The following is an 18,860-nucleotide window of genomic DNA, read 5'->3' as shown; positions in this document are numbered from 1 at the left end:
GTTGTTTTACAACTAAACTATCTGTTTTTGTAAGGGAATTCGTCAGGCCGCCGGGCGAATGCCGGCGGTCTGGGGTTGTGGATAATTGTGGATAACTCAAAAATCAAAGGTGGCGGAGAGCCACAGGCGGCGGCCCTCTTCGACGGTTCCACCGCTGGCCATGCCACGGAAGATATAGACATAATCCGAAGCCCAGGCATCCACCTGATTGCCGTTGTTATCCACATAAGAATACTCGCTGCCAGACAGGAACTCCTTGTCGAACAGGTTGTAGATGGTGGCGGTGAGTTTTACCCGCTCGCTGGCTTGATAGGCGCCACCCAGGTGGAAGAGCGCATAGGCGCTCAGGTCACCTACCTGGTCAAACACAGCCGCTTCTTCGGCGGTGAAATTGTCCCGGTTCTTCAGGTAGCGGGTACGCTCACCCCGGTATTCGCCGGACAACCAGAGATCCAGCTGTGGCGAAGCCTGCCAGTTCAGCCGCGCATGCACAACATGCTCCGGCGTGTTGGTCAAAGGTGCGCCCTTGTTGTCACCGCTCTTCTGCTCTGTGTCGGTATAGGTATAGTTGCCGCGAATACTCCAGTCCGGAGCAAAGCGCCAGCTGGACGCCAGCTCGATACCCCGGGTCTCAGCCTTGCCGATGTTATCCAGCTGATCGTAAGTGCCGTCCGGAATCCTCGGGTCACCACTGATGGTCACCGGCGCACCGCTGTCGATCTTGTCCTTGAACTGGGTGAAGAACACCGTGGCGTTGGCTTTGAAACCTTGCAGGTTATCAAAGTAGGCCCCTACCTCGTAGTTGGTGCTTTTTTCCGGTTCCAGGTCCGGTGTGCCTATGGTCAGCACCTCACCCTGGCTGGTGACGCCGTTGATGCCATTGTGCAGATCGTTGATATCCGGCGTTTTATAGCCCTGACTGACACCACCCTTGAAGGTCCAGCTGGGTGACGTGTTCCACACCAGATAAGCCCGAGGCGTAAAATGGCCGGAGAAAGCGTCATGATCTTCGTAACGCCCTCCCAGCGTCAGGGCCAGATCGTCTCTCAAATACCATTCATCCTCGGCAAACACCGCCCAGGATTCCTGTTTGAAAGTGGTGTTGGCAACGCTGTCTTCCAGTCTGGTATCACGGTACTGCGCCCCCAGCGTTACGATGTGGTTGCTGGTGACGGGCGCAACCAACCGGGTATCAAACACCGTATCTTCCGATTCCAGCTTGCGATCCTGGCCACCAATCAGGTTCTGATAGGGCGCATCGTAAGGCGTACCTATGGTGCCCGGAATCGTCCGGCCTTTGGTTTCGGTCACGTTGTACGTCAGATCACTGCTCCAGGTGCCAAAGCCCAGCTGGCTGGCATGGCCCAGGGCAATCTGGTCACGGTTGAACCGCAGCTCGTCCCGATAGCCATTGGCGGTGTTGGTGTCAGCGTTGCAGGCCCGGTTCTGCCCATCCAGGGTACCCAGTTGGCAACGGTCATTGTTGTACACCTGGCGCCCCTGTTCGGCATCCAGATAAAACTCCTGCCCCTGGACCGGCACCAGCGTCAACCGTGCACCAAGGTTATGATTACGACCGTCCACCGGTGCAACACCCCGCTTGGGCGCCTCACTACCGTCGTCGAAACTCAGATCCGCCGCCGACCGATCAAACACACTGCCGCGCACTGCCAGCCCGAGCAGATTGTCGATCAGCGGTCCACTGGTGTAGAAACTGGCTTTACCGTTATCGCCGTATTCCCGGTGTTGCTGGAAGGTATGTTCGAGCGTGACCGAGCCACTCCAGTCATCCGACACCTTCTTGGTAATGATGTTGACAACACCCCCGATCGCATCAGAACCGTACAGCGTCGACATGGGTCCACGGATCACTTCAATACGCTCAATCGCAGACAAGGGCGGAATGAAGCTGGTGGAGGTATCACCAAAGCCATTGGGAGTGACGTTGCCCGGAGGATTCTGGCGGCGGCCATCAATCAGGATCAGGGTGTACTCGCTCGGAAGGCCTCGAATACTGATGTTCAGCCCACCAGTCTTGCCGGTGCTCTGGCGCACATCCACACCTTCCACAGTTTCCAGGGCTTCCGCCAGATTGGAGAACTGGCTTTGTTGCAGGTTCTGCTGGCTGATCACACTGATGCTGGCCGGAGCATCCGTCACCTTTTGCTCAAAGCCCGATGCCGAAACAACCAGCTCATTCAGTTGCGTCGGTTGGGCAACACTGTGTAGAGAAAAGGTGCTGCTAACAGCCGCAACAGACACGGCCAGAATTGAGGGCCTGAATACCATGAGTCACTCCTTGAAGACCAAGACTGAAAATCAGGAGCGAATGATATTATTTCTCATTTGATAATTAAAACGATTTAACCGGGACGATGCGTCCCGGAAAATGGAACCCTTAGCCGGGGCTACTTACCGATGCAGAAACTGCTGAAGATCTTGCCCAGAAGGTCATCGGGCGTGAGATGGCCAGTGATTTCACCCAGGGCGTCCTGGGCCGCCCGAAGATCCTCAGCCAGGAGTTCCCCGGCACCATAGCCTTCCAGTTGGGTCTGTCCCTGAAGCAGGGAATCCCGAGCGCGTTCCAGGGCATCCAGGTGGCGGCGGCGGGCCAGAAAGCCGCCTTCGGTGGTACTGGCAAAGCCCATGCAGTCCTTGAGGTGGTTACGGAGGACATCCAGGCCTTCCGCCCCCTTGGCCGCCAGACGAATAACCGGTGCGGTCTGATGGGGTTCGGCGCTTATGCCAACCCGTTCGCCGGTAAGGTCTACCTTGTTGCGAATAACCGTGACCGGCGCACTGGCCGGGAGCTGATCAATAAAATCAGGCCAGATTTCGTGGGGTTCGGTTTTGTCGGTGGTGGTGGCATCCACCATCAACAGGATGCGGTCAGCCTGGCGTATTTCATCCCAGGCCCGGGCGATGCCGATTTGCTCTACTTCATCCGGGCTGTCCCGGAGGCCGGCGGTGTCGATAATGTGCAACGGCATGCCATCGATGTGGATATGTTCCCTCAGAACATCCCGGGTGGTGCCTTCAATCGCAGTCACAATGGCCGCTTCCCGGCCGGCCAGGGCATTAAGCAGGCTGGATTTACCGGCATTGGGACGGCCTGCGATCACCACTTTCATACCGTCTCTCAGAATCGTGCCCTGTTGGGCTTCCGACAGGATCTGTTTTACCTGTTGCAACAATCCATGCAGATCATCCGCCACTTTGCCGTCGGCGAGAAAATCGATTTCTTCCTCCGGAAAGTCGATGGCCGCTTCCACGTAGATACGCAGGTGAGTCACCGCATCGACCAGTTCATCAATCCGTCTGGAAAATACACCTTGCATGGAGCGCACGGCGCATCGGGCTGCCTGCTCGGAGCTGCTTTCAATCAGGTCGGCAATGGCTTCAGCCTGGGCCAGGTCGAGTTTGTCATTCAGAAACGCCCGCTCGGAAAACTCGCCGGGCCGTGCCAGACGGGCGCCCAGACTGCAGACTTCCCGCAACAGCATGTCCAGGATCACGGTGCCGCCATGGCCCTGCAACTCGAACACGTCTTCACCGGTGAACGAGTGAGGGTTCGGAAAATACAGCCCGATGCCCTCGTCGATCAGTTCGCCCTGGTTATCCCGGAAGGGACCGTAATGGGCATAGCGGGGCCGGGGCTCAAAGCCGAGCATTTTACTGGCAATGTCCAGGGCTTTCGGCCCTGAAACCCGAACAATACCCACACCCGCCTGGCCCGGTGCAGTGGCGATGGCCGCGATGGTGTCTGTGGTTGCCTGCATGGTGTGTTTTTCCTGATTAGAAATGACAAAGGCTCCACAGGGGAGCCTTCGTCAGGTCAGTGCAACTGATTGCTCAGTGTTTCTTGCCTGCCATTTCCACTTCGATCTTGCGGGTAATGTACCACTGCTGAGAGATCGAAAGAATGTTGTTCACCAGCCAGTACAGTACCAGACCAGCCGGGAACCACAGGAAGAACACCGTGAAGACTGGTGGCATCAGCTTCATGATCTTCGCCTGCATGGGGTCTGGTGGTGTCGGGTTCAGGCTCATCTGGATGAACATGCTGATGCCCATCAGGATTGGCAGGATAAAGTACGGATCCATCTGGGACAGGTCGTTTATCCACAACATGAACGGCGCATGGCGTAGCTGCACACTCTCGAACAGTACCCAGTAGAGCGAAATGAACACCGGCATCTGTACCAGTATCGGCAGACAGCCACCCAGCGGATTGATCTTCTCCCGCTTGTACAGGGCCATCATCTCCTGGGACATCCGCTGGCGATCGTCACCGTAGAGTTCTTTCAGGCGCGTGAGTTGTGGTGCCACTGCGCGCATTTTTGCCATGGAGCGATAGCTGGTGGCAGACAGGTGGAAGAACACCGCTTTGACCAGCACCGTCAGCAGGATGATCGCCACACCCCAGTTGCCCACCAGGCCATAGAACCATTCCAGGATATAGAACAACGGCAGGGAGATGAAAAACAGCCAGCCAAAGTCTACGGTACGGTCCAGGTTAGGAGCCAGGGCTTCCAGGCGATCAATGATCTTGGGGCCCACGTAAGCAGTGGCACCTACCTCAACAGTCTGCCCGGGGGCAACCGCGGTTGCCGGATAGACAAAACCCATCACATGCAACTGATCCCGGCGGGTGGTCTGGAATTGTGCTGTTTTATCACGGTCCGGAACCCAGGCGGTAATGAAGTAGTGCTGCAGGAACGCCAGCCAGCCATTAGTGACCGGTTCGTTAACCCGTTGTTTGCCCAGGTCGCTGAAATCGTATTTTTCATAGGGATCGTCAGGCGTGCTGATGACCAGGCCAAGGTAGGCCTTGATACCCATGGTGGTCTGGGAGGTTGGGTCTGGAGCCTCGTCCCTTACGATCTTACCGGTGAAGTTACCTTGCCAGTCGGAATCGGACTGGTTGTTGATCAGGTAACGGATATCAATCTCATAGCTTTCCCGGGCAAGGCGGTAGCGTTTGGTGATATCAACGCCATCCTCTGTGGTCAGTTTGAGGTCAATGATCAGTTCATCCTGACCATCGGTCAGCTCGAAACGGGAAGCTTCTGCCTGGTAAACCGGCGCCTGACCGGCACTGCGACCGTCGGGACCATTGCGGCCGATCAAACCACTTTCCAGAATATAGGTACGGTTCTGGGTGTTGGTCAGAAGGGTCAAGGGTTGTTCGCTGTCGAGCGATTCATCGTACTGAAGAAGGGAACTGGCAATGACATTGCCACCAACACGGTCGATGGTCAGTTCCAGTACGTCGGTTACTACCGTGATGAACTGGTCGCCGACACTTTGTTCGCCGTCAGAGGAGGTGGATCGGAGTTCGCCGGTTTCAGGTGTGACAAACTCATCGTCTGTCCGGGAAGCACTTTCCGGTAAAACCATGTCATCAACAGATCCGTCCGACCCCGAGGTTTCTACCTGGGTGACCTGTTCAGTAGGGGGCTGGTTGTAGTCCTCATTCCAGGCAAGCACCATCAGATAACTGACAATAGCCAGGCCGGCAAACAAAACGATGCGTTGAATATCCATAAACGTTAGTGTCTGGTTTGAGTGTTGGTCGGAGAATGTTGGGTCTCTGTGCCCGGTACGGGATCATAACCGCCTTCGGCCCAGGGATGACATCTTAATAATCGGCGGGTTGCCAGATAAGAGCCTTTGGCTGCTCCGTGGTGTTGAATCGCTTCAACCGCGTATTGGGAGCAGGTTGGGAAATGCCGGCAATGGCTGGCCATCATGGGACTGATAGCGTACTGATAGAACCGGATAGGCAGTAACAGAATCTGTCGCATTAACCCGTACCTTTTGAATTCACAGTTGTTTGATCAACTGAGGACTGATGGTACTTCTTCCTGAGACGGCGCCAAAGATCGTTAAGCGACGATATAACTGAGGCGTTATCCAGTTGAGCGAGTCCTTGCCGACCAAGAACAATAATGTCGAGGTCCGGTAGATCCGTCTGATGCCTGAAAGTTTCTCGAACCTGGCGTTTTATCCGATTTCTCTGGACCGCCAGTTTGAGATTCTTTTTGGAGAAAATGAGTCCGACCCTGGCGTGGCCCAGATTATTTGGAGCTGCCAGGATCAGAAAATTCCTGTGCGGAACTTTCAGCTGCACATCATCGAAGACCTTGCTGTAGTCCGAAGGCCGCAACAGTCTGTGTGACTTCGGAAACGTCAAGGCCTTCATGAGGCAAACATCAGGTTACGCTGACAGGCGTGCGCGGCCTTTGGCACGGCGACGAGAGATTACCTTACGGCCGTTAGCAGTCGCCATACGGGCACGGAAGCCGTGAACACGCTTGCGCTTCAGGACGCTCGGTTGGAATGTTCTTTTCATGGTGATGTTCTCACAAATTCGTCAATGGACATTGGTCGTTGGCTGGAAAATAGACAGCCAAAACAGGAGCGGCATTCTAGTCAAATCTGCTAGCAAGTTCAATGACTGTGCATCGGGGAAGTGAATTTTTCGGTATGGGTACAAGCCGAAGGCCTGACTAATAAAATCTATAGGTCTTTTTTAAATTCTTTCAAAGATTATTTATTACTGTTATTAGGCACCTTGATATCTGTGGGAAAGTCTTTTTTTTCTTTCAACAACAGATACTTGAATTAATGACAAGTACGGTGACAGGTCGCTGTGAGCCCTGTGGACGAGAGGGCATGGAATTGTGAATAACCCGCTGTTTCGAGGAAGGCCCGAGTTATTCATGGTTTGGTCCAAGGCTTTCACACAGGGTTGGGGGCGGTCTGTGCACAAGGACCTGTGGGTAACTTTTTTTCAGGGCATTTCTGTACACAAGCCTGTAGATAGGTCTGGAACGTTCTGAAAGATGGAGAGAAATGTTTCCACAGGCTGTTTATGACAGTGATTGTTGGCCTTTTACTGTGGGCCACGGCGGGGTAGAATCCGGGGTCACCTTGAGCGTCGGGAAAAGCCTTTTCCGATGTGAGAACAGTCAGGTTTCGGGAGCAGGCGGTCGTGCCTAACAGTATGTGGCATCAATGTCTTGAAGTACTCCGGGATGAGTTTCCCGCGCAACAGTTCAATACCTGGTTGAGACCCCTCCAGTCGGATCTCCGAGAGGGGCAGCTGATGCTGTTTGCGCCGAACCGTTTTGTAATGGACTGGGTTAATGAAAAGTATCTGCGCCGTATAGAGGAAGTCCTGAAGGACCTCAATGGTGGTCAGGCGCCGCGGGTTCAGATGAAAGTAGGGTCGGCGCCCCGGGAAAGTGAACCGGTGGTGCGCTCGGTGGCTGAGCCAAAGCCGGCTAGTCTGGCCGACGAAATCGGGCAGCGGGTAACCGAGGAAGAGAAGAGTGTCGCGGCAACTGTGGCCGGTTCTACCTCTGCGGGTGTCAGCCGCAGTGCGCAGAAAATAAATGGCGAACGCCGGCCGGTACAGGTGGAAGGTGACATCAAGCACCAGAGCTTTCTGAATGAGACCTTCACCTTCGAGACCTTTGTTGAGGGTAAGTCCAACCAGCTGGCCCGTGCGGCCTCAATGCAGGTGGCTGAGAACCCCGGCGGAGCCTATAACCCGCTGTTCCTGTACGGCGGTGTCGGTCTTGGTAAAACCCACCTGATGCACGCCATCGGTAATGAAATCGTCCGCCGTAATCCCAAGGCGAAAGTCGCTTACCTTCGATCTGAACGGTTCGTTGCGGATATGGTCAAGGCTCTGCAGCTAAACGCCATCAACGAGTTCAAACGTTATTATCGGTCCGTGGATGCGTTGCTGATTGACGATATTCAGTTCTTTGCCCGTAAAGAGCGCTCACAGGAAGAGTTTTTCCATACCTTTAATGCGCTGCTTGAAGGTGGCCAGCAGGTCATCGTGACCTGTGATCGGTTTCCGAAAGAAATCGTCGATATGGAAGAGCGATTGAAATCGAGGTTTGGCTGGGGTCTGACGGTAATGGTGGAGCCGCCGGAGCTTGAAACCCGTGTGGCGATTCTGATGAAGAAGGCCGAGCAGGCCAATGTGAAATTGAGCAGCGAGGCGGCATTCTTTATTGCTCAGAAGATTCGATCAAACGTTCGAGAGTTAGAGGGAGCGCTTCGTTTGGTGATAGCGAATGCTCACTTCACTGGGTCTGAGATTACCCCTCCGTTTATCCGGGAAAGCCTGAAGGATCTGCTGGCGCTGCATGAAAAGCAGGTCAGTATCGATAACATCCAGCGCACGGTGGCGGAGTACTACAAGATCAAGGTGGCCGATCTGTTGTCCAAACGCCGCACCCGGACGGTGACCCGGCCCCGTCAGGTGGCCATGTCCCTGGCCAAGGAGTTGACCAATCACAGCCTGCCAGAAATCGGCGACGCCTTTGGCGGCCGTGACCACACCACGGTGTTGCACGCCTGTAAGAAGATTGTGGAACTCCAGGAAACGGACCCTGGAATCCGCGAGGACTACCAGAACTTTATGCGATTGCTGACCACCTGACCGGGTGGCGATCAACCAACAACATTCACTTCCGACAACTGAAGCCGAGTGCCATGAAACTGACCATAAGCCGTGAATCCCTTCTTACTCCTCTGCAAAGCATTGCTGGCGTTGTGGAAAAGAAACAGACCATGCCGGTTTTGTCCAACGTGTTGCTGGAAGCTGAAGACAACACACTGACACTCACCGGTACCAATATGGAAGTTGAACTGGTCGGGCGGGTTACGCCGGTCCACGTGGACCAACCGGGCAGGATCACGGTACCGGCCAGGAAGCTGTCTGATATCTGTCGAGCACTGGGTGACGAAGCCCCGATTGATCTGGCGCTGGAAGGTGACCGTCTGCACGTGCGAGCGGGCAACTCCCATTTTACCTTGTCGACCCTGCCGGCTGAGCACTTTCCCAACGTGGAAGACGAGCCGGAAAGCTTCCGCCTGGAGCTGCCGCAGAAAGAACTGGGCCGGATGCTGGACGCCACGGCGTTTGCCATGGCCCAGCAGGATGTTCGTTATTACCTTAATGGCCTGTTGCTGGAAGTAGACAGTAGCCATGTGCGGGTGGTGGCGACCGATGGCCACCGCCTGGCCATGGCCCATTCCGACCTGCAAACCGGTTGCCCGGAACCCCGGCAGGTGATTGTGCCCAGAAAAGGCGTGTTGGAGCTCGCCCGCCTGCTAGACGATGTGGAATCGCCGGTCACTCTGGTGATTGGTGACAACCACCTGCGTGCGACGGTGGGCGCGTATACCTTTACCTCCAAACTGATCGAAGGCAAGTTCCCGGACTACAACCGGGTTATCCCCAGGGGTGGGGATAAGGTGGTGCTCGCTGACAGGGCAACGCTGAAGAACACCTTGCAGCGGGCCGGTATTCTGTCTCACGAGAACATTCGCGGGGTACGCTTGAACCTGGCACCGGGGGAGCTGCAAGTGTTCGCCAACAACCCGGACCAGGAACAGGCCGAAGACGCGCTGCCGGTGGAGTATCAGGGCGAATCCCTGCAGATCGGTTTTAATGTAGGCTACCTGATCGATGTGATGAATGCGCTGGATGAGGCTCAGGTGAAGATTACCCTGTCGAACCCCAACAGCAGTGCATTGATCGAAGCAGAGAACGACAACAGCTGCCTGTATGTGGTCATGCCGATGCGGCTGTAACCTTTCCGGAGGAATTTAATGGGTGCCGTAACCAACGGAATCAAAGGTGCTTTCAGGGTTGGTCAGACACTGTCGGTGCTTGGCCGTACCGGGCTGAACTGGGTTCGGGGCGATCGCCCCCCTACCCCGAAACTGCTGCGCCAGACGTTTGAGAATCTTGGGGCCACCTATATCAAGCTTGGTCAGTTTATAGCGAGCTCCCCCACGTTCTTTCCAAAAGAGTATGTGGAAGAGTTTCAGTATTGTCTTGATAAAACCCCCAGTCTTCCATTCGGCGTGATCAAGCGCATTATCCGTGAGGAACTTGGGCGGCCGATTGATCAGGTGTACTCGGAAATCGATCCGGTGGCTCTTGCGTCGGCATCAATTGCGCAGGTTCATGCGGCGAAACTGGTGACTGGCGAAGACGTGGTTATCAAGGTTCAGAAGCCTGGCGTGGAAAATATTCTGCTGACCGACCTGAACTTTCTGTACCTGTCGGCGCGGATTCTGGAAACCCTGGCGCCGAAGCTGTCGTGGACATCCCTGTCTGGCATTGTTGAAGAAATTCAGCAGACCATGATGGAAGAATGCGACTTCATCAAGGAAGCCAATAATCTGAAGGTGTTCCGGGAATTCTTGCTGAATACCCATAACGACGACGCGACCGTGCCCCGGGTATATGAGCAGTGCACTACTCGCAGAATCCTGACGATGGAGCGTTTCTATGGCGTTCCGCTGACGGATCTCGACAGCATTCGCGGTTTTTCCAAAGATCCCGAACGTACCTTGATCACCGCCATGAACACCTGGTTCGCCAGTCTGACCCAGTGTGAGTTTTTCCACGCGGATGTGCACGCTGGCAACCTGATGGTGCTGAAGGACGGGCGCGTCGGGTTTATCGATTTTGGTATTGTCGGGCGCATCAGGCCGGACACCTGGCAGGCGGTCAGCGATTTCATATCCGCGATTATGGTCGGTAACTTCGACGGTATGGCCGATGCCATGATCCGGATTGGCGTCACCCGTCGCACGGTGAGGGTGGATGAGCTCTCTGCCGACCTGCAACGTCTGTATCGTCAGATGGACGGAATGGTCCCGGACGACGTTCCCTATGAAATGGGTCAGGCGGAGGATGACGTTAACAATATTCTCATGGATATGGTGAAGGTGGGAGAAAGCCATGGGCTGCACTTTCCCCGAGAATTTGCGCTGTTGCTGAAGCAGTTCCTCTATTTCGATCGGTATGTGCATATCCTGGCACCGGAGATGGATGTGTTTATGGATGAACGGTTGACCATGCTCCATTAACGAGCGTCGCCGCCACGCATCTTGTACACTAAGGCAATGTCGTGTTCCGGCATTGCCTTTTTTTATGCTCCGACCCCGGTGATGAGAATTCCTCCTTTATGGCGCTTGTGAAAATCCAGACCCAGAATTTCCGAAACCTGGCGCCGGACCCTGTCGGTTTTTCACCTTCCTTTAATCTGTTGTACGGCGCTAATGGCAGTGGTAAGTCCAGTGCCCTGGAAGCGATTGCTTATCTGGGATTGGGGCGGTCTTTTCGGGTGAGTCGGCATCAGGCGGTGGTCAGCCATGGTCACAGCAAGTTAACGGTGTTTGGCGCTCTGGACAGTGGGCTCAGCAATAGTGAGGACCAAAGTGGTACGGCGGAAGGCAGCACCGGCATCGCCCATCGGCTGGGAATATCCCGGGATGTATCCGCCAAGGAAACAGCGTTAAGGGTTGATGGCGAAGCTGTACGCAGTTTGTCATCCCTGGCCATGCATTTGCCCGTGTCGGTGATTGACCCAGGGGTATTCGACATTGTGGCTGGTGGTCCCGGAAAACGGCGGCAGTTTCTGGACTGGTTAGTGTTCCACGTGGAACCTTCCTTTTCGGTAATGTGGCAACAGTGCCAGAGAGTGACATCACAGCGGAATCAAACGCTCAGAAATGGTAGACTGGACGAATCGCTGCTCCGGGTCTGGGACAGTCAGTTCGGTGCCCTGGCGGAAACCCTGAGCGATGTCAGAGAGCAGGTTTTCAGGCAGTTCAAAGCGGCGTTCGATGCCGTGCTTCAGGAGCTGGATGCCAGCTGGACGGAAGGTCTGAAACTTGAGTTCTATCCTGGCTGGGATCGGTCTCGCTCGCTAGTGGATATACTGGCAAGCCACCGGGAGCAGGAACGCCGGATGGGGCATACGTTGTATGGCCCTAATCGTGCAGATATCCGTCTCAAGTTAGGTGGTCGGCCGGTTGCGGAAACCTTTTCCCGGGGGCAGCAGAAGACACTGGTTATTCTGATGAAAATTGCCCAGGGAAAGGTGTTGAGTGATCTTGGTAAGCAGGTGACTTTCCTGCTGGACGACATTAATGCCGAACTGGATGTGCGCCATCGGATCATGCTGGCGCATGAGCTTCAGGATTTGCGTTGTCAGGTGTTTATCACCTCTATTGAGCATCCGGAACCTGACGTGCTCTGGGGCGAGCGTGATGCACCGGAATACAGAATGTTCCACGTGGAACATGGAAAATTGACGGAAGAATAGACTGGCATTGGCGGCGTGTACCGTTTTCCGCTGAACCTCGCCAGTATCACCTTCAGGAGTCTCATTAATGAGTGAATCGAACTACAATTCCTCCAGTATCAAGGTCCTTAAAGGACTGGATGCGGTGCGTAAGCGCCCGGGCATGTACATCGGTGATACCGATGACGGCACCGGCCTGCACCACATGGTCTTTGAATTGGTGGATAACTCCATCGATGAGGCTCTGGCTGGCTACTGTTCCGAGATCGGGGTCATTATTCACCCTGACGAGTCTATCAGCGTTAAAGATAATGGCCGCGGCATTCCGGTGGATCTCCACGAAGAAGAGGGTGTTTCCGCTGCCGAAGTCATCATGACGGTTCTGCACGCTGGTGGTAAGTTTGATGACAACTCCTACAAGGTCTCCGGTGGTCTTCACGGTGTGGGTGTTTCGGTGGTTAATGCCCTGTCCTCTACCCTGACCCTGACGATCCGGCGTGAGGGCAAGGTTTACGAGCAGACCTATACCCACGGCGTACCTAACGCACCCCTGGCAGAAGTGGGTGAAACAGAAGCGTCCGGCACCAAGGTGCACTTTATTCCCTCACCGGAAACCTTTACCCATATTGAGTTTCACTACGATATCCTGGCCAAGCGCCTGCGGGAACTGGCGTTCCTGAACAGCGGCGTGCGTATTCGCCTGACCGATGAACGCAGTGGCAAGGAAGAAGTGTTCGAGTATGAGGGTGGTTTGCGGGCCTTCGTAGAACACCTGAACACCAACAAGACGCCAATTAACCGGGTGTTTCATTTCACCCGTGATCGAGAAGACGGCATCTCGGTTGAAGTGGCGATGCAGTGGAACGACGCCTTCCAGGAGAACCTTTACTGCTTCACCAACAACATCCCCCAGCGGGATGGTGGTACGCACCTGGCGGGCTTCCGCGCCGCCCTGACCCGTTCCCTGAATAACTACATCGATCATGAAGGTCTGGGCAAAAAGGCCAAGGTAGCCACCACCGGTGACGATGCCCGTGAAGGCCTCACCGCCATCATCAGTGTGAAAGTACCCGACCCGAAATTCTCCTCTCAGACCAAGGACAAACTGGTCTCCTCTGAGGTGAAAACCGCCGTTGAGCAGGAACTGTACCAGAGCTTTGCCGAGTACCTGCAGGAGCAGCCGAACGAGGCCAAGCTGATCGTCAACAAGATGGTTGAAGCAGCCCGGGCGCGGGAAGCCGCCCGCAAGGCTCGGGACATGACCCGCCGCAAAGGCGCCCTGGACATCGCCGGTCTGCCCGGCAAGCTGGCGGACTGCCAGGAAAAAGACCCCGCCCTGTCCGAACTGTTCATAGTGGAGGGTGATTCTGCGGGTGGCAGTGCCAAGCAGGGTCGCGATCGTAAAACCCAGGCCATCCTGCCCCTGAAAGGTAAGATCCTGAACGTGGAGAAAGCCCGTTTCGACAAGATGCTGTCGTCTGCGGAAGTGGGTACCCTGATTACCGCACTGGGTTGCGGCATCGGCCGGGAAGAGTTCAATCCGGACAAGCTGCGCTACCATTCGATCATCATCATGACCGATGCGGACGTGGATGGTTCGCACATCCGTACCCTGCTGCTTACGTTCCTGTTCCGTCAGATGCGGGAAATCATCGAGCGCGGTCACGTGTTCATTGCCATGCCGCCCCTGTATAAGGTCAAGCGCGGCAAGCAGGAGCAGTATCTGAAAGACGAGAAGGCGAAAGAAGCTTACCTCACCCAGACTGCCCTGGACGGCGCTCAGCTGTTCGTGAATCCGGAGGCTCCCGCCATCAAGGATTCCGCCCTGGAAACCATGGTCAAGGACTACCAGGCGGTGATGGCGATGATCGAACGCCTGTCCCGCGCCTACCCCGCGAAGGTATTGCAGCAGATGGTGTACAACACCACCCTCAAGCCGGAGCAGCTGAAAGACGAGGCGGCGGTTGCCAAGTGGGTTGCACATCTGGGTGATGGTCTTGAACTGGATACCCGCACCGGCACCAAATACGTATTCTCGGTCACCCGGGACGAAGAGCGTGGCTTGTATCTGCCGATGGTTACCATCTATGTGCATGGTATTCCCCATGAGCACATCTTCAGCCATGACTTCTTTGAATCATCCTCCTACAAGGCCATTGCCCGCCTGGGTGAGACCCTGGAGGGGTTGATTGACGAGGGTGCCTACGTGCAGCGTGGCGAGCGCAAGCAGGTGGTGTTGTCGTTTGAGGGTGCTCTGGACTGGTTGATGAAAGAGGCCCAGCGTGGTCTGAACATCCAGCGCTATAAGGGATTGGGTGAGATGAACCCGGAACAGCTGTGGGAAACCACCATGGACCCGGAAAGTCGCCGCATGATGAAGGTCACCATTGAAGACGCCATCGCTGCCGACCAGATCTTCACCACCCTGATGGGTGATGACGTCGAGCCGCGCCGGATCTTCATTCAGACCAACGCCCTGGAAGTGACCAATCTGGACGTATAACCACGCTGACAGACTGGCATAAAAAAAACGGTGGTACCCGACGGGGCCACCGTTTTTTGTTATCAGTCAGGAATTTTTATTCCGAGATATTACTTCGAGGATTCCGCGCGTTTTTGTTCTTTCTCTTTCTCCTTCTCCACCAGGTGCTGAGCCATCACCTCTTCCAGGGTATACCCGGTCAGGCGGCGAATGGTGCGCCACAGGTAGTAGAAGATCAGCATCATCATGATCATTGATGGAATGGCGATCATCGGATAGCTCACCAGGGTCATCCGTCCAAGCTCTTCGTTGAACGCCTGAGTGCCCGAGGGGCTGACCACGATCCACTTGGCCAGCACATAGTTCATGATGGAGGAGAACAGGAAGGTACCGGCAAAGAAATAGCTGGCGTTGAGCAGCCGCGCCTCGAACTGGTCAACACAGCCCTTCTCTTCCAGCGAGGCGTGGATCTTATCCACATCCAGAATGTTCGGGTTGTACAGCAGCGTTCGTACAAGTGGGTACTTGGTCCGGGTGGATATCAATACCGCAAGACCAATCACTGCCGGTACTGCCGCCTCCTTGATGGCCAGCCAGCCGGCGTCCAGCTCCAGTAACCCGATACCGCCAGTCAGGCCAATGCTGATCAGGCCCAGCAGGGCGATGAAGTTCTTTTTGCGGTAACGGATGAGCTCGAACAATCCCCAGCCAAGAGGAAACGCGAGGCCAATGACCAGTGCGTTGACACTGCCAAGATGCTCGTCACCACTGAACTTCATCAGTATGACCGAGGGAATGATGATACTGACCAGAAGGTCAACCCACGGTCTGGGTTTGTGGTCGGGAACGGAAGGGTTAGTCTGGGACGTCATGGTTACCGCCTATCGAGGAATCGACGGCAGGTGCCTGAAGAGGCACTGCCGGAGAGAGCTTTCCGGCAGTATACGATGAATTGGAGGGGGAACGTAACCGGGCCCGGAGGCCCGGGTCAGGCAGCCACTTCTCTCAGGCATTCTTCAACAATGGTAAGCCCTTCCTCCAACACCTCATCTTCAATGGTTACTGGCATCAGGAAGCGCAGGGTGTTGCCGTACATACCACAACTCAGCAAGATCAGCCCTTTCTCTTTGGCTTTCCTGGTAATCGCCGCTGCCAGCTCGGGCTTTGGTGTGTGGTTATCTTTGCTGTCCACCAACTCAAAAGCTGCCATGGGGCCCAGATTACGAACGTTATCCACATGGGCAAACTGCTCCTCCCACTGGTCGAAGCGCTGTTTCAGTTTTTCGCCCAGGCGCTGGCTTTTTCCGAGGATGTCTTCTTCTTTGAACACGTCAAACACTGCCAGGGCAGCGGCACAGGCTGTCGGGCTGCCGGTGTAGGTGCCACCCAGGGAGTTAGGGCCGGAGGCATCCATGTGTTTGTCCGTACCAACGATGGCCGAGATTGGCATGCCATCCGCCATACTCTTGGCCATGGTCATCAAATCTGGCTCAATGCCACTGTGTTCAATCGCGAACATCTTGCCGGTGCGGCCAAAGCCACTTTGAACCTCATCCACCACCATGAGGATGTTGTTCTCATCGCAGATCTTGCGAATTTCCTTCAGGAAACTGGTGGGTGCTGCATAGAACCCCCCCTCACCCAAAACCGGCTCGATAACGATGGCCGCGGTGTTGTGGGCGGGTGAGTCGGCTTTCATGGTCATTTTGAGACCACGCAAAGCCTCTTCTTCACTGACGCCATGGTACGGGACGGGATACGGTGCCCGGTAAACATTGCCGGGCATGGGGCCAAAATCTGTTTGATAGGGTGCCGCTTTACCATTCATCGCCATGGTGTAGAACGTGCGCCCGTGGTAACCGCCGTCAAAGCAGATCACGTTGGTTTTCCCGGTTGCAGCCCGGGCGATTTTCATGGCGTTTTCCAGTGCCTCGGCACCGGAATTGGCGAGCATCACCTTGGCGTGGCCCTTCACTGGAACCACTTCACTCAGCTTCTGAGCCAGTTTCACATAGCCTTCATAAGGCATGACGGTCTGGCAGGTGTGCATCAGGTTGTCGAGCTGGGCCTTGACCGCCTCAACCACCTTGGGGTGCCGATGGCCGATGTTCAACACGCCAATGCCGCCGGCGAAATCGATCATGCGTTTGCCGTCGGCGTCCCAGACTTCTGCATTCAGGGCGTGGTCTGCAAATTGATCATTGGGGCTTGCTGCGCCCGCGGCGACGTATCGCTCTTTGAGTGCCTGCAATTCTTTATTGCTCACTTTGCTGTTCTCCCTGGTTCAGGATTGAGGATTTCTCCTAACAGTGTAGGGAGTACGCACTCAACACACAAACCGACCAGAATGGGCGCTAGCGACTGGCGTCCCGGAATTGCAGGCTGGCCAGGCGCTGATACAGTTCGTTATCGCGCATCAGTTCATCGTGGCTGCCGACCGCCTGCAGCCGACCCTGCTCCAGTACCGCGATGCGATCGGCGTCTCTTACAGTCGCCAGTCGATGCGCAATCACCAGCGTGGTGCGCCCGGCGGTGAGCGCCGGCATGGCTTGCTGGATCAGGTGCTCGCTCTCGGCATCCAGGGCGCTGGTGGCTTCATCCAGTAACAGAATCGGGGCATCCGCCAGCAGTGCCCGGGCAATGGCCAGGCGCTGCTTCTGCCCGCCTGACAGCCCCAGCCCGGCATCGCCTAACGGCGTGTCATAGCCCTGTGGCAGTGCCTGGATAAACTCATCGGCATGGGCGATCCGCGCTGCCTGCTCCACCTCGGATTGCTCAGCGCCCGGGCGGGCATAGCGAATGTTGTCCGCCACGGTGCCATGGAACAACGCCGGGTTCTGGGGTACCAGGGCAAAGCAGCGTCTTAGCGCTTCCAAAGTCAGCTCGGCGGAGTCTACCCCGTCGATCAGGATCCGCCCGGAATCCGGTTGATAGAAATGCAGCAACAGGTCGAACAGGGTGGACTTGCCCGCCCCGGAAGGCCCCACCAGGGCCAGGGTCTCCCCGGGGCGAATATGCAGCGACAGATCCGAGATCGCCGGCAGGGCCTGCCGGCCTGGATAACTGAAGCCCAGATGCTCGATGGTGATCTCGCCGGTGACCGGCCCGGTAAAAGACCGGTTCTCCCCTTCCCGCACAAACGCCGGCTCGGTCTGCAGCAGCTCAAACAGACGGGCCGCAGACCCGGCTGCCCGTTGCAGTTCACCAATCACCTCACTGATAGCCCCCGCCGCAACGCCAACCAGCAGGCTGTAGAATACGAATGCCGCCAGTTCACCGGGGCTTATCCGGCCGTGAATCACATCCAGCCCGCCAATCCAGATCACAATGCCGACCGCCCCCATCACCAGGGAAATCGCCAGAGTAGTCAGCCACGCCCGCTGCCGGATGCGCTCGCGGGCAATGTCGAACGCCTTCTCGGACACCTCCGAGAAAAACCGCCGGTCGTGGGGCTGGTGATTGAAGGCCTGAACGGTTTTGATCTGGGAAAGGTTCTCCCCCACGTAACTGCCTACATCCGCCACCCGATCCTGGCTCAGCCGCGACAACTGCCGAACCCGGCGGCCGAAGAACAGGATCGGCGCAATCACCAGGGGGAACCCCAGCAGAATGATGGCCGCCAGCTTGGCGTTGGTGACAAACAGCAAAATCAGCCCGCCGATAAGCATCAGCGTATTGCGCAGGGCAATGGACACCGTGGAGCCGATCACTGATTGCAGCACCGTGGTGTCGGCGGTAAACCGGGACTGGATTTCCAACGCCCGGTTCTGCTCGAAAAAGCCGGGGTGGAGATCAATCAGGTGGTTGAACACCTTCTTGCGAATATCCGCCACCACCCGTTCGCCAATCCAGGACACCAGGTAGAATCGGGCAAACGAACCAAAGGCCAGGCCGAGCACCAGAACAAAAAACAGACCAATGGCTTTGGCCAGGTTTTCCGGTGATTGCGTGGCGAGGCCCTGATCGACCAGAATGCGCAGGCCCTGGCCCAGACCCAGGGTTATGCCGGCAGTGATGACCAGTGCCAGCAGTGCCCCGGCCACGGCGCGGCGGTAGGGGCTGATAAACTCGATGACGAGTTTTAATGCTTTACGATGATTGGGGCTGATGACCACTCTCCTTGCCAGATTTAACGAATTCCGGTGTTTTACGGTTTGTTCTCGATTCAAGACGTATCATAGCCTCTAACCTTGGAGTTTTAGCACTTGGGGCTGGTAGGGCTTTCCGGGACACGCTGTAAATACGTC

General features: G+C 55.9%; 14 protein-coding genes. 5 read left to right on the top strand and 9 right to left on the bottom strand.

Annotated elements, in window-relative coordinates; all coding sequences use genetic code 11:
- Positions 1-96: 96 nt before the first annotated feature.
- The 6 genes from ACTZWX_RS06685 to rpmH form a co-directional block, all read right to left on the bottom strand.
- Complete coding sequence (locus ACTZWX_RS06685) at positions 97-2,289, bottom strand: TonB-dependent receptor domain-containing protein (RefSeq protein ID WP_444713257.1); 2,193 nt, start codon at positions 2,287-2,289, stop codon at positions 97-99.
- 119 nt (positions 2,290-2,408) lie between these two features.
- Positions 2,409-3,779 (bottom strand): tRNA uridine-5-carboxymethylaminomethyl(34) synthesis GTPase MnmE, encoded by a 1,371-nt coding sequence (mnmE, locus tag ACTZWX_RS06680; RefSeq protein ID WP_342631488.1) that lies wholly within the window; start codon positions 3,777-3,779, stop codon positions 2,409-2,411.
- A 73-nt stretch (positions 3,780-3,852) separates the two neighbouring features.
- Positions 3,853-5,547 carry a membrane protein insertase YidC gene (gene yidC / locus ACTZWX_RS06675; RefSeq protein ID WP_444713256.1) on the bottom strand — a complete coding sequence of 565 codons (1,695 nt, stop codon included), beginning with the start codon at positions 5,545-5,547 and terminating at the stop codon, positions 3,853-3,855.
- Positions 5,548-5,552: 5 nt separating this feature from the next.
- Positions 5,553-5,807 (bottom strand): membrane protein insertion efficiency factor YidD, encoded by a 255-nt coding sequence (gene yidD, locus ACTZWX_RS06670; RefSeq protein WP_152439547.1) that lies wholly within the window; start codon positions 5,805-5,807, stop codon positions 5,553-5,555.
- Positions 5,807-6,205 carry a ribonuclease P protein component gene (rnpA, locus tag ACTZWX_RS06665; RefSeq protein ID WP_072675874.1) on the bottom strand — a complete coding sequence of 133 codons (399 nt, stop codon included), beginning with the start codon at positions 6,203-6,205 and terminating at the stop codon, positions 5,807-5,809. The genes yidD and rnpA overlap by 1 nt, the downstream gene beginning before the upstream one ends.
- A gap of 15 nt (positions 6,206-6,220) precedes the next feature.
- Complete coding sequence (rpmH, locus tag ACTZWX_RS06660; RefSeq protein ID WP_008172542.1) at positions 6,221-6,355, bottom strand: 50S ribosomal protein L34; 135 nt, start codon at positions 6,353-6,355, stop codon at positions 6,221-6,223.
- A gap of 654 nt (positions 6,356-7,009) precedes the next feature.
- Here rpmH and dnaA point away from each other — a divergent pair.
- The 5 genes from dnaA to gyrB all read left to right on the top strand — a co-directional run bounded on the left by dnaA (position 7,010) and on the right by gyrB (position 14,634).
- On the top strand, positions 7,010-8,464 hold the full coding sequence (gene dnaA / locus ACTZWX_RS06655; RefSeq protein ID WP_374814451.1) for a chromosomal replication initiator protein DnaA: 1,455 nt from the start codon (positions 7,010-7,012) through the stop codon (positions 8,462-8,464).
- 53 nt (positions 8,465-8,517) lie between these two features.
- Positions 8,518-9,621 carry a DNA polymerase III subunit beta gene (gene dnaN, locus ACTZWX_RS06650; protein WP_230713292.1) on the top strand — a complete coding sequence of 368 codons (1,104 nt, stop codon included), beginning with the start codon at positions 8,518-8,520 and terminating at the stop codon, positions 9,619-9,621.
- An 18-nt stretch (positions 9,622-9,639) separates the two neighbouring features.
- Positions 9,640-10,911, top strand: coding sequence for an ABC1 kinase family protein (locus ACTZWX_RS06645; protein ID WP_444713255.1), 1,272 nt, complete (start codon positions 9,640-9,642; stop codon positions 10,909-10,911).
- A 98-nt stretch (positions 10,912-11,009) separates the two neighbouring features.
- Positions 11,010-12,152, top strand: coding sequence for a DNA replication/repair protein RecF (gene recF, locus ACTZWX_RS06640; RefSeq protein ID WP_444713254.1), 1,143 nt, complete (start codon positions 11,010-11,012; stop codon positions 12,150-12,152).
- Positions 12,153-12,219: 67 nt separating this feature from the next.
- Positions 12,220-14,634: a DNA topoisomerase (ATP-hydrolyzing) subunit B gene (gene gyrB / locus ACTZWX_RS06635; RefSeq protein ID WP_152436929.1), complete on the top strand. Its 2,415-nt coding sequence runs from the start codon at positions 12,220-12,222 to the stop codon at positions 14,632-14,634.
- Positions 14,635-14,723: 89 nt separating this feature from the next.
- Here the strand turns inward: gyrB and ACTZWX_RS06630 are convergent, their stop codons facing one another.
- From ACTZWX_RS06630 to ACTZWX_RS06620, 3 genes are all read right to left on the bottom strand, one after another.
- Positions 14,724-15,485 (bottom strand): VC0807 family protein, encoded by a 762-nt coding sequence (locus tag ACTZWX_RS06630; protein ID WP_444713253.1) that lies wholly within the window; start codon positions 15,483-15,485, stop codon positions 14,724-14,726.
- 116 nt (positions 15,486-15,601) lie between these two features.
- Positions 15,602-16,879: a 4-aminobutyrate--2-oxoglutarate transaminase gene (gene gabT / locus ACTZWX_RS06625; RefSeq protein ID WP_444713252.1), complete on the bottom strand. Its 1,278-nt coding sequence runs from the start codon at positions 16,877-16,879 to the stop codon at positions 15,602-15,604.
- An 88-nt stretch (positions 16,880-16,967) separates the two neighbouring features.
- Positions 16,968-18,728 carry an ABC transporter transmembrane domain-containing protein gene (locus tag ACTZWX_RS06620; protein ID WP_444713251.1) on the bottom strand — a complete coding sequence of 587 codons (1,761 nt, stop codon included), beginning with the start codon at positions 18,726-18,728 and terminating at the stop codon, positions 16,968-16,970.
- Positions 18,729-18,860 lie beyond the last annotated feature (132 nt).

It is taken from the genome of Marinobacter sp. NSM (assembly GCF_052380025.1).
Taxonomy (GTDB): domain Bacteria; phylum Pseudomonadota; class Gammaproteobacteria; order Pseudomonadales; family Oleiphilaceae; genus Marinobacter.
The sequence above is the reverse complement of the archived record's forward strand: the minus strand, read 5'-3'. Positions and strand labels throughout refer to the sequence as shown.